The following is a 14669-nucleotide window of genomic DNA, read 5'->3' on the forward strand; positions in this document are numbered from 1 at the left end:
CAGCCCTGCTCGTGCATCCAGGCCGCGGCGCGCATGAGCGTCGTCGAGACGTTGGCCGCGTTCTCCGCGCTATGCAGCTTGGCGGAGACCAGCCGGATGTGGCCCTCCTGGACGGCGGAACGGCGATCACGACAAGCGCGTGAGGTTTCTCGTGCCTGTTGCGGCGCAGCCCGATCTCAAGATCCTTGATCATCGGCCTCAAGCCAGCGGCACCCCGCCGTCTGCGCCGTCGTCGGCGAGTAACACCATCGAACGCAACGACTCACCGGCCTGACGACGCCGGACCATCTCGATCCTTGCCGCCAGCCCGAACCGACACCTACGGTCTGTCTTGTGTCCGGTCTCCTTGGAGGGGACCTGTCTCGCACCTCTCAGCTTCCGCGGGAGCGGGACATCTCCGGGGAAGCCGACCCGAGCGCACCGCCTCGCGCAGCGTGCGGCCGGCGGAGGCGTCGAGGTCGAGGGTGCAGGTCCACTTGGCCTCATCGTTACAGAGTCACGTGGCCTTGGAAGGCGGACCAACCCGGCGTGATCTGCCGAAGCGGCGCGTTGTTGGGCTCACCGTCTCAGCAGTTGTTCAGTTACAGGCAATACCTGAAAGAGCCGAGCCGGCGCCGAAAGGCTGCGCTTGGTCGGTGCATGCGCAATTCGATCGACGTGGTTACGGCTGGGCCTCCGAGTAGCAGAGGGGCGTCATCACTCGTTGCGCGGTCCTATCAACCTCGGCCGCCGACAGGTGATGGACAGCGATGTGGATTGCTGACTCAAATGTCCATCTCGCCATTTGGCTCTGGACAGTTTGCCCGATGGCGTGCGACGGTCACGCAGCCGGTTGAAAGTCCTTAGTGGCTAGGGCCGGTGTACCTGGGCTCGTGCGCAGCGGGTCGACTTCCCTATGCGTCCACGGCCTGGTGGGGCATGCCGATTTAACACGGCACGTCCTACTGCTAGGACCATCTACTCATTCACCAATGTCGGTGCAGATCACCGGCACAAAGGAGAGCAACATGCGAAGCATGAAGAAGCTCGGGTCGGTCGTTGTGGCCGCCTCGGCGGCGATGGCGTTGGTTGGCGCAGGATCGGCGTCGGCGGCGAACTGGGATCCGGCTAACACCACGTTGACTGCACACGGGAACCTGACGCTGACCGCGAATGGCGGTTCGACCGTGTCGTGCACTTATCACTCGAGCGTGCGGTCGACGGGCAACGATCTCGCCCAGACGACGAACGCGGCGGGCGTGGCCGCGGGGCCGACGTTCTCCTCCTGCTCGACGAGCGTCCCGGGCGTTAGCGCTGTTGACGTCAACTCCTCCAGCGCGTGGAACATCACTGCTACTAGCACTACGGCCCTCGACGTGACGAACGGCAACGCCGTGATCACGATGACTGCGTTCGGTCTCACCGTGTGCACCATCACGGCCGCGAACGTCGCGATCCCCGCCACGTGGAACAACTCGAGCGCCACGATCACGCCGAGCTCGACGTCCTTCACGATCTCGGAGTCCGGGTCTCTGTGCCCGGGCGACACGTCTGGCGTGATGTCCGGCTCGGTCACGGTTCCGAGTGCGAGCATCACTTAGGTTGGAGGTCGATGTCCTCGGGGAGCCGGGGGCATCGACCTAGCTGACACTCAGACAGGGGTCGCTTCGACAATGGTTCGGAGCGACCCCTGATGTGTGAAATTGGGGCCTAGGGTGGGCTGGCCTTTGACAGCTATAGCCGCTTCTGTTTACGGTAACCCGCCTGGGTTCGTGGCTGCGGCCGCGGCCGCGGCTGCTGGGTCGTGATTTATGAAAGGCGTGCGAGGATGAAGAACGTGGCTGGGTCGTCGGGCGCCGTGATCGCGGTGTTGGTGTCGCTCGTTGCCGGGCCGTGGGCCGCCGAGGCGTCGGCGTCCGGGTGCCCAAACGCGGCGGTGCGTGGCGACGTCGCGCGTCAACTTCCCGACTGTCGGGCCTACGAGCAGGTCTCGCCGCCTGACAAGAATGGCAATGACGTCGGACTTCGGCAGGGCGGTGACAAGATGATCCAGACCTATGTTGCGGCGGCAGATGGAGGTGGCGTCGTCTACGAGACCCAAGGAGTCTTCCCCGGGGCAAATTCTGCTCTGCTCACCAATGCAACCCTGAGTCGCCGCGGCGCGACCGGTTGGCAGACGCAGGTGTTGGCGCCTGCGCAGTTGCCGGTGCCCTTCCCGAGCTTTGCCTCGTTCATGTTTTTCACCCCAAACCTTGACAAGGCGGTCGTTCGTACACCGGTCAACGCTCATCTGGCGGACAACGACACCGCAGACGCAAACAACTTGTATCTGCGCGACAACGATCACGGGACGTATACGACGCTGAGCGTGCATCCACCAGTAACCCGGGTTCCAGATCAGATCGTGTACACGTTTGCCGGGGCTAGCGCTGACATGAGGCATGTGCTGTTTACGTCTGACGATGCGCTCACGCCGGACGCGCCCGTTCCCCCTCCTCCACCGGCCAATGGGCTCACCAACCTGTATGAGTGGGTCGGCGGCCAGTTGCGACTCGTGACGATCCTTCCGGACGGGACCCCGTCGTCGACGGGTGGGCTTCCAGGGGGGGGGACCGGCGCGCCAACGCCCACGGCGATCTCCGAAGATGGATCGCGTGTCATCTTTGGAACGCCGGATGGCAACCCGCAGGACGGTGGTCAGATCTACCTGCGCGAGAATGGGAGCCTGACCGTCCTGGTCTCGGGCTCTCGCCGTGCCACATCCGACCCGGGGGGGCACCAGCCGCCTCGCTTCTGGGGCGCGTCGGCGGACGGCTCGGACATCTACTTCACGAGCACCGAGGCTCTAACCGACGATGCGACACTCGGCGTCACAAGCCTGTACCGCTACAACGTCGAACTCGGGACCCTCTCCAACCTGACCGTCGAGGCAGACCCGAGCGCGCCTCCGGGAGGGGGCGTGGTGGGGGTGCTGGGGCTTTCCAAGAACGGGTCCGACGTGTACTTCCAGAGTACCCGACAGTACCTGCCTGGCAAGGGGTCGTTTGGTGAGTGGAACCTATACCGGTGGCATGAGGGCGCGATCTCTTTGGTGCTGACCGACGATGCGACCAACATCTTGAGCGTGTTTGAGGCCGCACATAAGACGGCGCGGCTCACGCCTGACGGCCAGCACCTGCTCTATATGTCCTCGCGGTCGCTTACGGGCTATGACAACACGGATGCCGTGACGGGGCAGCCGGACAATGAGGTGTTCCTCTACGACGCCTCCTCGAACAAGTTGACCTGTGTCTCTTGCAACCCCCGCGGCAGGAGGCCGGTCGGACCGTCGACGTTGCCCGAGCCACCGGTCCGGCCGCAGGGCAACCTGCAGCGCGGCGTGACGGACGACGGGCGGCGTGTCTTCTTTGAGAGTGGTGATGATCTCGTCCCGGCCGACGTCAACGGGAAGATCGATGTCTACGAGTACGAGGACGGCGCGGTTCACCTGATCTCTACCGGCTCGAGCGAGGGAGACTCCTACTTCGCGAGCGCCAGCGCGAACGGAGACGACGTCTTCTTCATGACCAGTGAGCAGCTCGTTCCGGCCGACGTGGATGACAACCTTGACATGTACGATGCGCGGGTTGATGGCGGATTCCCCCAACCGGCGCGCGCTCAGCCGTGCTCGGGTGATGCCTGCCAGGGTCCGCCGGCGCTCGCGCCAGCGGACCCGTCGCCAGCCAGCCGGGTCGTCGCTGGCGATGGCAACGCGTCGGCGCGTACGCCCTCGACGCCGAGCTTCCGTGTCACCGTGCCGTCGAAGTCCGCACAACGTCAGGCTGCTCGCACGGGCTACGTGACGCTCGCGGTCCGCGTCTCGGAGGGCGGGACCGTCAAGGCCCGGGTCTCGCGGACCGTGCGCGGTCGGGCCACGACGGTCGGAACCGCCAACGTGAACGCGCCGCGCGCTGGGACCGTCCGCGTGCGTGTGCATCTCGCGATGTCAGTGAGGAGCGCGTTGGCGCACAAGGCGAAGGTGAGGTTGTCCGTACGGGTGAGCTTCTCCCACGTGCGCAGCGCAAAGACCATGACGCTGGAGCTCCGGCGATGACCAGGCGAACGAGCAAGAGCCTCAACATGACAATGCGCGGGACTCTGGTCAAGGCGTGTCTGGCGGTCGCGCTGACGGCCCCTATGGCGACGCTTGTTGCTGGGCCGGCCCCCGCGCGGGCGGCGGTCCATATCGACGCCTTTGACTTCGCCTCGACGAATGCGGATGGCACGCCGTCCGTTCAGGCCGGAGCACATCCATACCAAGTCGCGACCATGTTCCAGTTCCCCTCTCATCGAGACGGGCGTAACCGGATCCTGCCGGATGAGAGCCCGCGCAATCTCACAGTCGAGCTCCCGGCTGGCTTTGTCGGAGATCCGACCTCTGTCCCTACCTGTTCCGAGCCGCAACTAGAGACGGGAACCTGTCCGGTGAACTCTCAGATCGGGGTCGTCGGCCTGATCACGTCTGGTATCACCATCCCGTTCCAGCTCTACAACATGAAGCCTCCACCCGGCATGCCCGCCGAGTTCGGATTCCTGGCCGCGGCTGCCGTTGCGGTCCACCTTCAGGCGTCGGTGCGAACGGGGGGTGACTACGGCGTCAACATCACGGTCAAGGATCTTCCGCAAACCCTTCCCTGGACCGGTAGCGTCGTGACGATCTGGGGCGTACCAGCCGATTCGAGCCATAACAGCTCTCGCGGGCTGTGTCTCTACCAAGGCGGCGACTGCCCGAGTCAGGCCCCGCGCGCTCCGTTTCTGACCAATCCTTCCGCCTGCTCGCCGGTCGCCAATGCGGTTGGGCATGCGGATTCGTGGCAGGCTACCGGTGTCTTCGACACCGCGCAGGCCGTCAACCATGACGCCGCGGGCCCGGTCGGCATCATCGGCTGTGAGCGTCTGCCCTTCAAGCCGACGCTCACCGCCCATCCCACCGGCTACGCGGCCGGCAGCCCCGCCGGCTTCGCCGTCGGCCTCCACGTCCCCCAGACCGACAACCCCGACGGGCTCGCCGAGGCGACGCTGAAGAAGGCCGTCGTCACGCTTCCCGCCGGCGTCTCGGTCTCGCCGTCGTCCGCGGACGGCCTCGGTGCCTGCTCGCCCGCGCAGATCCGCCTGAACGACGGCACGCTGCCCGACTGCCCCGACAGCTCGAAGATCGGGACGGTCGACATCGACACGCCGTTGCTGAACGATCCTCTGTCCGGATCGATCTACCTGGCCCAGCAGGGCAGCAACCCCTTCAACAGCCTGCTCGCGATCTACCTGGTGGCCAGCGGCGACGGCGTCGTGGTCAAGCTCGCCGGCCATGTCGAGCCGGACCCGGTCACGGGACAGCTGAAGGCCACGTTCGACAACAACCCGCAGCTGCCGTTCAGCGACTTCACCCTCACGTTCAGCAACGGCCCGCGCGCCGCGCTCGCCAACCCCGAGACGTGCGGGACCTACACGACGACCGCCGAGCTGACGCCGTGGGGCGATGGTCCGACGGTCACGTCGACCGACTCCTTCACCATCGACTCGAGCTGCGCACACGGGTTCGCGCCGTCGTTCGACGCGGGCACGGTCAACCCCGCCGGCGGCGCGACGACGAGCTTCACGATGAACTTGGCTCGTACCGACGCCGACGACGAGCTGAGCACGGTGGCCATGACCATGCCGCCCGGGCTGCTCGGCAACCTGAAGGACGTCACGCTCTGCGCCGACGGCGCGGCGAACGCCGGCACCTGTGGCACGGAGAGCCGGATCGGGACGACGACCGTCGGCTCCGGTCCGGGCGTCAACCCGTTCCACCTGGGCGGCGGCGTGTACCTGACGGGCCCGTACAAGGGCGCGCCGTTCGGCCTGTCGATCGTGGTGCCGGCGCTCGCCGGGCCGTTCGACCTCGGCACCGTGGTCGTGCGTGCCGCGCTGTCGGTCGATCCGAGCACCGCGGCGATCACGGTGGTCGCGGATCCGCTGCCGACGATCCTGCAGGGCATCCCGCTGCGGCTGCGCGACGTCAACGTGACGATCGACCGGCCCGGGTTCATGTTCAACCCCACCAACTGCGCGCCGTCGCGGGTCACGGGGACGATCGGCTCGACGAGCGGCGCCACGGTGGCGGTCGCCTCGCGCTTCCAGGCCGCCAACTGCGCGTCGCTCGGCTACAAGCCGGGCCTCACGATGGCGCTCTCGGGCAGGGGGCAGACGACGGACGGCAAGCACCCGGCGCTGACCGCCCATCTCGCCCCGCGCGCCAACGACGCCAACAGCCGCAAGGTCACGGCCAAGCTGCCGCTCGCGCTCGCGCTCGACCCGCTGAACGCCAACGGGCTCTGCGAGCCCGCCGAGGCGGCCGTGGACAAGTGCCCGGCGAAGTCGATCGTCGGCACGGCGAAGGCCACCTCGATCCTCCACGTGCCGCTGTCGGCGCCGGTCTACTTCGTCCACGGGTTCCGGATCGACCCCAAGTCCAAGCGGCAGGTCGCGACGCTGCCCAAGCTGTACATCCCGCTCGCCGGCGAGGGCGTGAGGATCGACCTCAACGCGAGCTCGGAGGTCGTGGACGACCGTCTCGTGACCACGTTCGACAACCTGCCGGACGCTCCGCTGCGCTCGTTCGACCTCACGATCGACGGCGGCAGGCACGGGATCCTGGCCGTGTCGGGCACCGACATCTGCAAAGGCAACCAGGAAGCCGACGTGGAGCTGACCGGGCAGAACAACAAGGAGTCGGACATCGTCGTCGGCATGGCCACGCCGTGCAGCCTGCGGATCGCGTCCTCGAGCCACACGGCCGCCTCGCTGAAGCTGAAGGTCGGTGGCCTCGGCGCGGGCAAGGTCACGGTCTCCGGCACCGGGTTGAGGACCACCCGCCGGACGATCGTCACCGCCACGGTCGCGACGGTCTCCGTGCCCTTCACGGCCAAGGCCAAGGCGGCGCTCGCCCGCCATCGCGACGTGCGGGTCCGGGCCAAGGTGTCGTTCTCGGCCAAGGGCTCCAAGAAGGCCAAGACCATCACCAAGACGTTGACCGTCCACGGGTAGTCCACCTGCGCCGGGGCGCTTCCCGCGTCCCGGCGACCGATGGTTGGCCCTGAAATCTGATGGTGAACTGGTCCTGGAACGCGGGCCAAGTTGCTCGTACGGTTCGACGCCATGGCCACCGCACCCTCCGAGCGCAGCCGTGTCCGCCGGGCGCCCAAGCGCGCCGACTACGACCGCGAGACGATCGACGCGATCCTCGACGAGGCGCTCGTCGCGCACCTGGGCTTCGTCGCCGACGGGCAGCCCTACGTCATCCCGACACTCCACGCGCGCGTCGGCGACGAGGTCCTGATCCACGGCTCGGCGGCGTCGCGGATGGTCACGCTGCTGGGCGCCGGCGTCCCCGCGTGCCTGACCGTGACGCTGATCGACGGGCTCGTCCTCGCCCGCTCCGCGTTCCACCACTCCATGAACTACCGGTCGGTCGTCGTCCTCGGCACGGCGCGCTTCGTCGAGGGCCCCGAGGCGCGCGAGCGCGCGTTGGAGGCCTTCACCGAGAAGCTCCTCCCCGGTCGCTGGGACGAGGTCCGCCCGCCCACCCGCCAGGAGCTGAAGGGCACGCGCGTCCTCGCGCTGCCGCTGACCGAGTCCTCCGCCAAGCTGCGCACCGGCGATCCGGTCGACGATGACGAGGACTACAACTTGGACGTCTGGGCCGGCGTCGTCCCGCTCACGCTCGCACCCGGCACGCCCCAGCCCGACGCGCGCCTGCGCGAGGGGATCACGCCGTCGCCGTCGCTGGCGGCGTGGGGCGGCTAGTGTCGTGATTCATTGATTCGCTGGCCGCCTCCGGGCGCTCGCCGCCGCCATGCGCTCGTCGCTGATCCTCAACGACCCAAGGGGTCGCCTGCGGTCATCGACGACCGCCTGACGGGGCCGAGCATCCCGGAATGCTGCGACCGAATCAATGAATCACGACACTAGACGTTCGCCGCCAACGCCCGCCGCACGCGGTCGATCGTCACCACGCCGCACAGGCGGCCGTCGCCGTCGATGACCGCCAGCGCCCCGAAGCGTCGCAGCGGCTCCGACCCCAGCAGCAGCTCCAGCGGCGTGTCGCGCGCGATCGAAGCGGCGTCGTCGTCGGTCTTGATCAGCTCGTCGATGGTCAGCGTCGGGCGGCCGTCGGCCAGCGCGGCGTCGACCATCTCGGCGCGCAGCACGCCCACCCAGGCCCCGTCGTGCTCGTCGACGACCGGGATCCACGGCAGCTGGTAGCGCAGGAAGAACTCGTCGTGCGCGGTCAGCGTCGTCACGCCGCGCGGGATCCAGACCGGCTCGTTGTCCATCAGGTCGCCCGCGGTCACGCCCTCGATCCGCTCGGCGAACTGCGAGGAGACGACCGCGCTGCGCGCGCCCTGCGAGAGGAACCAGCCGAGGATCATCAGCCAGAGGCCGTCGGCGAAGTCGCCGTCGGCGGCCAGGAACAGGCCGAAGCCGATCAACACGTAGGAGAACGCCTGGCCCATCCGACCCGCCACGCGCGTCGCGCGATGCCGGTCGCCGGTGACCTTCCAGGCGATGGCCCGCGCGATCCGCCCGCCGTCCAGCGGGAAGGCCGGCACGAGGTTGAAGACCAGCAGCCCCGCGTTGACCAGCGCCATCCACGCCAGCAGCGCCAGCAGCGGCGACGTGTCGTTGCCGTCGGAGAACACGCCGACGTGCCAGTCCGGATGCGACAGCAGCGCCACGCCGACCCCGGCCAGCACCGCCAGCGCGAGCGTCACCGCCGGCCCGGCCGCCGCGATCCGGAACTCCTCGCCCGGCGACTGCGAGTCGCGCGACAGCTTCGCCAGCCCGCCGAACACCCAGAGGTCGATCCCCAGCACCTCGACGCCGTTGCGCCGGGCGACCACGGCGTGTCCCAGCTCGTGCAGCGCGATCGACAGGAAGAACAGCGCGGCGCCCGCGACCGCGACCGCGTAGGTGGTGGCGTCGCTCGCGTCGGGCAGCGAATCGCGGAACTGCACCGACAGGTACCAGATCATCAGGAACAGGAACAGGAACCAGCCGGGGCTGGCGCCGATCCGGATCCCGAGCACGCGGGCGAGTTGCTTGGAGCCTCCTGCGCCGAACATTCACCCACATTGTGACGCGTACGGCACGGCATGCCGCGCTGCGGCACCCTGTGGCCCGTGGACGTCAGCACCATCCTCGGGCTCTACGCCCAAGGCCTCTTCCCGATGGACGACCCGGGCGCCGACGGCGACCTGCCGCGCGAGCTGCCGTGGTGGGTCGCCGACCCGCGCACGGTCTTCGAGCTGGACGACGCGTCGCGGGCGGCCGTCCGGCGCCGCGTGCGCCGCTCGCTCAGGGCGCGCGACGACTGGCAGCTGCGGATCTCCAACGCCTTCGACGAGGTCATCGCCCACTGCGCGCGGCCGCGCACGCCGGAGGACGGGGTCTGGCTGACGCCGCGCATGCACCGCCTCTACCGCGTCCTGTCCGCGGCCGGGCATGCGCACACGTTCGAGATCTGGACGCAGGAGGACGGCCTGGCCGCAGGCCTGGTCGCCGTGTCCGTGGGCCGCGCCGCGATGCTGGAGTCGATGTGGCATCGCGTCCCGCACGCGGGCAACGTCCTGGTGTCGCGGACGCTCGACGCGCTGGCCGCCAACGGCGTCGAGCTGTGCGACATCCAGACCGCGACGCCGCACACGCTGCGGCTCGGCGCCGTCCAGATCCCGCGCGAGGACTACGAACGGCGCCTCCGCGAGGCCCTATCCTTGTAAGGGCAATGGACGACACCGGCCACCGCCTCACGTGGACGCAGCGCCGCGAGCTGGAGCGCGAGCTCTGGCTCGACGACCACCTGCGCGCGCTCGCCGCCGTCCGACCGTCCGACCTCGACGACCCGGCCGCGCTGCGCGCCATCGAGTCCCGCGCACGCGCGCTGGCCGAGACGGTCGCCAAGCTGCGCCAGATGCGCGGCGACGACGTCGCCGTCGAGCGCGAGCTGGTCGCCTTCCGGGGCGATCTGGAACAGCTCGGCTGAGCCGCGATCGCCGCGGTTCGCCGGGCTCGCGGGCCGACCTCGAGCAGCTCGGCTGAGCCGCGGCCGCCGCGCACGCCGCGTTTCGCCGGGCTCGCGGGCTGGCCTCGAGCAGCTCGGCTGAGCCGCGGCCGCCGCGCACGCCGCGTTTCGCCGGGCTCGCGGGCCACCCTCGAGCGGCTCGGCCGCCGGCGTCGGCGCTACAGCGCCGACGCCGTCGGCACGATCGTCATCGCCGCCACGTTGACCGCCGGCGGCGCCGCGACCGCGTAGGCCAGCGCGTCGGCGACGTCGTCGGCGGACGCGCCGACCGCCTCGATCGCCTTGACGCGCACGCCCAGCGGCGCGAGCTCGGCGCGCAGCGCGCCGGTGGCGTGCACGGCGATCGCGCCGACGTGGACGAGGTCGGCGGGCAGGCCGTCGGCGGCCGAGGCGGCCAGGTCGCCGGCGAACGCGCGCGACACCGCCAGGCGGCCCTCGGGCGCGGCGACGACGAGGTCGATCCGGCCGAGCTTCGCGCGCACGACCTCGAGGACGTGCGCCATGTCGGCCGGCTCGGAGACGTCGGCGGCGATCGGCACGACGCCGTCGTCGTCGAGGAGCACCGACAGCTCGTCGAGCATCTCGACGTCGCGGCCGACGAGCGCGACCGCGGCGCCGTCGTCGACGAGCCGCACCGCGGTCGCGGCGCCGAGGCCCGCGGTCGCGCCGGTGACGACCGCGACGCGCCCGGCGGGGGGACGCTCGATGGTCCGGGTCATGGGGAGGGAGTCGAGCAGGGTCATGGACGACATCCTGCGCCGCGCGGGAAGGGTTAGCCAGAGCCGCGCCATCCCTGGGAGTCGCAGGGCCACCTTCCGGAGGTGGCCTCCGCCTATCCTGTGGGCCATGGACGACGCCGAGAACCGCATCGGCCGCTTCCTGCGGGCCCGCCGCGAGCTGGTCCGGCCGGAGGAGGTGGGGATCGCCGACCTCGGGCGCCGCCGCGTCCCCGGCCTGCGCCGCGAGGAGCTGGCGATGCTCGCGGGCGTCAGCGCCGACTACTACGTCCGCCTGGAGCAGGGACGCGACCACCATCCGTCCGAGCAGGTGCTGGACGCGCTGGCCGGCGCGCTGCGCCTGGACGACGACGCGACCGCCCACCTCCACGAGCTGGCGCGTCCCGCGCCCCGGCGGCGCCACCGCGCGCCCGCGCGCGTCGAGCGCGTCCGCCCGAGCCTGCAGCGCCTGATGGACGCATGGGCGCAGTCGCCCGCGCACGTCCTGGGCTGCCGCATGGACGTGCTGGCGGCCAACCCCATGGCCTTGGTCCTCAACCCGGCGCAGCGCGTCGGGACCAACGTGGTGCGGTCGATGTTCCTGGACCCCGAGTTCCAGGCCGTCCACCCCAACTTCGAGCGGGCCGCGGCCGGGACCGTCGCGTCACTGCGCGCGCAGGTCGGTCCCGACCTCGACGATCCGCTGCTGCACGAGCTGGTCGGCGAGCTGTCGCTGAAGAGCGAGTTGTTCAGGAAGCTCTGGGCCCGCCACGACGTCCACGCCAAGACGCACGGGACCAAGCACCTGGTGCACCCGATCGTCGGCGAGCTGGAGTTGGACTACGAGTCGTTCACCGTCAACGGCGCCGACGGCCAGATGCTGATCGTCTACCACGCCCAGCCGGACACGGCCTCGGCCCGCGCCCTGGCGTTGTTGTCGTCGATGGTCGCGGTCAGCCCGCGTGATGGATCCCGGCCGCTTCCACCTTCGGCCCGAGCGCCTGAGCCAGCGCCATCAGGCCCGACGCCGGACGGATCATCACGGTGAAGTCGTCGATCAGCCCGTCGCGGCCGACGCGGACGAGGTCCATGCCCTCCAGCTCGCGGTCGCCCACCCGCGCGCGGAAGATCAGCGCGTGGACGGGCGCGTCGCCGTCGCCCGACAGCGCGTCGGTGTAGCGGAAGTCCTCGAAGGTCTGCGCGACGATCCGCAGCAGGCCGCCGACCGCCTCGATCCCGCGGTACTCGTGGAAGACCGCGGGCGAGTGGAAGACGACGTCCGGCGACAGCGTGGCCAGCGCGGCGTCCATGTCCTGGGCCTCGACGGCCGCGCGGAAGTGCTGAGGGGCGCTCATGGCGGGCACCCTACGCGCCTACGCCGCGACCTGCGGCATGTGCCGCTCGATGATCTTGCCGACGTCCGTCCCGGCCGGCAGCGTCCCGTAGTGCACGCCGCCGTCGCCGCTCAACCGCGTGGCCACGAACGCGTCGGCCACCTCGGCCGGCGCGTGGCGCAGCAGCTGCGAGGCCTGCAGGGCCAGCGCCATCCGCTCGACGACCAGCCGCGCGCGGTGCTCCAGCTCGGCGGGCCTGGCGAACTCGGAGCGCACGGTCTGGATGTAGGCGTCGTAGCGCGTGTCGGCGCCCGACGCCGCGTCCAACTCCTCCAAGAACACGTCGAGCGCCTCGGGCGTGCGCGCCAGCGCGCGCAGGACGTCCAAGGCCATCACGTTGCCCGAGCCCTCCCAGATCGAGCACAACGGCGCCTCGCGGTAGAGGCGCGGCATGCCGGACGCCTCGACGTAGCCGTTGCCGCCGAAGCACTCCAGCGCCTCGAAGGCGTGGTTGGGGAGGCGCTTGCAGACGTGATACTTGGCCACCGCGGTGGCGAGGCGCTTGAAGTGGTCGGCGCGCTCGTCGCCCGCCATCGCCTCGTCGTAGGCGCGGCAGAGGCGCAGCGTCAGCGCGGTGGCGGCCTCGGACTCGACCGCCAGGTCGGCGATCACGTTGCGCATCAAGGGCTGATCGATCAGCGTCTTGCCGAACGCCGCGCGGTGCGCGACGTGCCAGGACGCCAGCGCGACCGCGGCGCGCATGCCGCCGGCGCCGCCCATCACGCAGTCCAGCCGCGTGTGGCCGACCATCTCGATGATCGTCGGGACGCCGCGGCCGGGCTGCCCGAGCATGCGGCCCCACGCGCCCTTGAGCTCGATCTCCGAGGAGGCGTTGGACTTGTTGCCCAACTTGTCCTTCAAGCGCTGCAGCTGGAAGCCGGCGTTCTTGGTGCCGTCGGGCAGGAAGCGCGGGACGACGAAGCACGAGAGGCCCTCGTCGGTCTGGGCGAGCACGAGGAAGACGTCGCTCATCGGCGCGCTGCAGAACCACTTGTGGCCGACGAGCGTGTACTCGGCGCCCTCGCCGCCGCCGTTGACCGGGATCGCGACCGTGCTGTTGGCGCGCACGTCGGAGCCGCCCTGCTTCTCGGTCATCGCCATGCCGCAGATCGCGCCCGGCTTCTCGGTGGCGGGCTTCAGCGCGCCGTCGTAGCCGCGCGCGGTCAGGCGCGGGATCCACTCGTCGGCCAGCTCCGGCGTGGTGCGCAGCGCGGGGACCGCCGCGAAGGTCATGGTGATCGGGCAGCCGAAGCCGGCCTCGGCCTGCGTGCCGGAGATGTAGAGCGCGGCACGCGCGACGTGGGCGCCGGGCCGCGGGTCGTTCCACGGCAGCGCGTGCATCTCGTCGTGGACGCCGCGCGCCATCAGCGCGTGCCACGCGGGGTGGAAGGCGACGCTGTCGCTGCGGTTGCCGTAGCGGTCGTGCGTGTGCAGGACCGGCGGGTTCTCGTTGGCCTCGAAGCCCCAGGTCATCGGGTCGCCGGCCCAGAACGCGCCGACCTCGACCGCGCGGTCGTGGGCCCAGCCGCCGCCCTCGCGCGCAAGGCCCTCGACCAGCGGCGTGTTGTCCAGGAACAGGTTGCGTCCCTCCAACGGCGGGACCTGGTTGCGGACCTCGTGGGTGGCGTACTGCGACGTGGCGTCAGGCCGTGCGACGGTGGACATGGAGGGACAGCTCCTGGTCGGTGGTGGAACGGAGGCAGAAGGTGATGAGGGCGCCGACGAGCGCGTCCGGATCGGGATGCGCGCCGGGGGAGAGGGGGCCGACGAGCGCCTCGCCGATCGCGCCCACCAGCGCCGTCGCGGTGAACGCGGCGTCCTGGTCGGGCAGCTCGCCGGCGGCCACGCCGTCGGCGATCGCGCGCTCGAAGACCTGGGCGTAGGCGCGGCGGAACTGGAGCCGCTCGGCCTCGACCGCCGGGTCCACGGGCTCGGCCAGCAGCGCCCAGGCCAGCCTGCGGCCCCGCAGCGCGCGCCGCGCGAACGTCTCGACCGCCGCGACCAGCCGCTCGGGCGCCCGCGCCGCCGCCGCGTCGGCGACCGCCTCGGCGACCGCGTCGACCTCGCGCTGCGACGCGACCCGGAAGACCTCGGTCAGCAGCTCGGCCTTGGACGGGAAGTGCCGGTAGACCGTGCCGGTCGCGACGCCCGCGCGCCTGGCGACCGCCGCCACCTGCGCCTCGCGGTAGCCGCCGTGCGCCACCAGCTCGGTCGCGGCGCGCACGATCGTCGCCCGCGTCCGCGTGCGGCGTGCCTCGGTCTTCTCGGTCGGGCGGTAGGCCACGGTCACCAAGAAGTGAACCACGGTTCACAGCTTGAGGCAAGCGGCGGCGGCCCACCGGGGCGATCCGGGTCACTGCGAACGTCAGGGTGACGTCCGCAGTGACCCGCATCGCGGCGCGGCGCGGCCCGGCCCGGCGCGGCCCGGCGCGGCGCACCACGGCGGCCCGCGGCGTGCCTCCGGACGATCGTCCAGTGGCG

The 14669-nt window shown here is 70.4% G+C and carries 13 protein-coding genes; 6 read left to right on the forward strand and 7 right to left on the reverse strand.

The window, feature by feature from the left end; translation table 11 throughout:
• Positions 1 to 961: 961 nt before the first annotated feature.
• Together VFG42_RS00385 and VFG42_RS00390 are read right to left on the reverse strand one after the other, a co-directional pair.
• Positions 962 to 1177 (reverse strand): hypothetical protein, encoded by a 216-nt coding sequence (locus tag VFG42_RS00385; protein WP_324904043.1) that lies wholly within the window; start codon positions 1175 to 1177, stop codon positions 962 to 964.
• A 3-nt stretch (positions 1178 to 1180) separates the two neighbouring features.
• Positions 1181 to 1555, reverse strand: a complete 375-nt coding sequence (locus VFG42_RS00390; protein ID WP_324904045.1) for a hypothetical protein — start codon at positions 1553 to 1555, stop codon at positions 1181 to 1183.
• Between the two features lie 252 nt (positions 1556 to 1807).
• Between VFG42_RS00390 and VFG42_RS00395 the strand changes: the two genes are divergently transcribed.
• The 3 genes from VFG42_RS00395 to VFG42_RS00405 all read left to right on the forward strand — a co-directional run bounded on the left by VFG42_RS00395 (position 1808) and on the right by VFG42_RS00405 (position 7803).
• A complete protein-coding gene (locus VFG42_RS00395) occupies positions 1808 to 4072 on the forward strand; it encodes a hypothetical protein (protein WP_324904048.1) in 2265 nt (754 codons plus the stop codon).
• Positions 4069 to 7044 carry a hypothetical protein gene (locus VFG42_RS00400; RefSeq protein WP_324904050.1) on the forward strand — a complete coding sequence of 992 codons (2976 nt, stop codon included), beginning with the start codon at positions 4069 to 4071 and terminating at the stop codon, positions 7042 to 7044. Before VFG42_RS00395 ends, VFG42_RS00400 begins: the two co-directional genes overlap by 4 nt.
• A 111-nt stretch (positions 7045 to 7155) precedes the next feature.
• Positions 7156 to 7803, forward strand: coding sequence for a pyridoxamine 5'-phosphate oxidase family protein (locus VFG42_RS00405; RefSeq protein ID WP_324904052.1), 648 nt, complete (start codon positions 7156 to 7158; stop codon positions 7801 to 7803).
• Between the two features lie 161 nt (positions 7804 to 7964).
• Here VFG42_RS00405 and VFG42_RS00410 read toward each other — a convergent pair whose 3' ends face one another.
• Positions 7965 to 9122, reverse strand: coding sequence for a site-2 protease family protein (locus VFG42_RS00410; RefSeq protein ID WP_324904054.1), 1158 nt, complete (start codon positions 9120 to 9122; stop codon positions 7965 to 7967).
• A 57-nt stretch (positions 9123 to 9179) separates the two neighbouring features.
• Here VFG42_RS00410 and VFG42_RS00415 point away from each other — a divergent pair, with 57 nt between their 5' ends.
• Both VFG42_RS00415 and VFG42_RS00420 read left to right on the forward strand, forming a co-directional pair.
• Positions 9180 to 9776 (forward strand): leucyl/phenylalanyl-tRNA--protein transferase, encoded by a 597-nt coding sequence (locus tag VFG42_RS00415; RefSeq protein ID WP_324904055.1) that lies wholly within the window; start codon positions 9180 to 9182, stop codon positions 9774 to 9776.
• 5 nt (positions 9777 to 9781) lie between these two features.
• The gene (locus VFG42_RS00420) at positions 9782 to 10039 is read left to right on the forward strand and encodes a hypothetical protein (RefSeq protein WP_324904057.1); all 258 of its coding nucleotides are present in this window, start codon (positions 9782 to 9784) and stop codon (positions 10037 to 10039) included.
• A gap of 197 nt (positions 10040 to 10236) precedes the next feature.
• On the opposite strand, the gene VFG42_RS00425 is transcribed toward VFG42_RS00420, so the two are convergent.
• Positions 10237 to 10797, reverse strand: a complete 561-nt coding sequence (locus VFG42_RS00425) for an SDR family NAD(P)-dependent oxidoreductase (RefSeq protein WP_324904059.1) — start codon at positions 10795 to 10797, stop codon at positions 10237 to 10239.
• A 127-nt stretch (positions 10798 to 10924) separates the two neighbouring features.
• Here VFG42_RS00425 and VFG42_RS00430 point away from each other — a divergent pair, with 127 nt between their 5' ends.
• A complete protein-coding gene (locus VFG42_RS00430; RefSeq protein WP_324904061.1) occupies positions 10925 to 11842 on the forward strand; it encodes a helix-turn-helix transcriptional regulator in 918 nt (305 codons plus the stop codon).
• Here VFG42_RS00430 and VFG42_RS00435 read toward each other — a convergent pair.
• Genes VFG42_RS00435 through VFG42_RS00445 form a run of 3 tightly spaced genes read right to left on the reverse strand, consistent with a single transcriptional unit; the run spans position 11748 to position 14493 of the window.
• On the reverse strand, positions 11748 to 12149 hold the full coding sequence (locus VFG42_RS00435) for a nuclear transport factor 2 family protein (RefSeq protein WP_324904063.1): 402 nt from the start codon (positions 12147 to 12149) through the stop codon (positions 11748 to 11750). The two genes, VFG42_RS00430 and VFG42_RS00435, sit on opposite strands and share 95 nt — an antisense overlap.
• Positions 12150 to 12167: 18 nt before the next feature.
• On the reverse strand, positions 12168 to 13853 hold the full coding sequence (locus VFG42_RS00440; protein WP_324904065.1) for an acyl-CoA dehydrogenase family protein: 1686 nt from the start codon (positions 13851 to 13853) through the stop codon (positions 12168 to 12170).
• A complete protein-coding gene (locus VFG42_RS00445; protein ID WP_324904067.1) occupies positions 13831 to 14493 on the reverse strand; it encodes a TetR/AcrR family transcriptional regulator in 663 nt (220 codons plus the stop codon). Before VFG42_RS00445 ends, VFG42_RS00440 begins: the two co-directional genes overlap by 23 nt.
• Positions 14494 to 14669 lie beyond the last annotated feature (176 nt).

The organism is Baekduia sp., assembly GCF_035685985.1.
Classification (GTDB): domain Bacteria; phylum Actinomycetota; class Thermoleophilia; order Solirubrobacterales; family Solirubrobacteraceae; genus Baekduia.

Bases quoted from the DNA above. Each gene is read 5' to 3' on its own strand.
- VFG42_RS00395 (WP_324904048.1), top strand. From the start codon at position 1,808: ATGAAGAACGTGGCTGGGTCGTCGGGCGCCGTGATCGCGGTGTTGGTG.
- VFG42_RS00400 (WP_324904050.1), top strand. From the start codon at position 4,069: ATGACCAGGCGAACGAGCAAGAGCCTCAACATGACAATGCGCGGGACT.
- VFG42_RS00405 (WP_324904052.1), top strand. From the start codon at position 7,156: ATGGCCACCGCACCCTCCGAGCGCAGCCGTGTCCGCCGGGCGCCCAAG.
- VFG42_RS00410 (WP_324904054.1), bottom strand. From the start codon at position 9,122: ATGTTCGGCGCAGGAGGCTCCAAGCAACTCGCCCGCGTGCTCGGGATC.
- VFG42_RS00420 (WP_324904057.1), top strand. From the start codon at position 9,782: ATGGACGACACCGGCCACCGCCTCACGTGGACGCAGCGCCGCGAGCTG.
- VFG42_RS00425 (WP_324904059.1), bottom strand. From the start codon at position 10,797: ATGACCCGGACCATCGAGCGTCCCCCCGCCGGGCGCGTCGCGGTCGTC.
- VFG42_RS00430 (WP_324904061.1), top strand. From the start codon at position 10,925: ATGGACGACGCCGAGAACCGCATCGGCCGCTTCCTGCGGGCCCGCCGC.
- VFG42_RS00435 (WP_324904063.1), bottom strand. From the start codon at position 12,149: ATGAGCGCCCCTCAGCACTTCCGCGCGGCCGTCGAGGCCCAGGACATG.
- VFG42_RS00440 (WP_324904065.1), bottom strand. From the start codon at position 13,853: ATGTCCACCGTCGCACGGCCTGACGCCACGTCGCAGTACGCCACCCAC.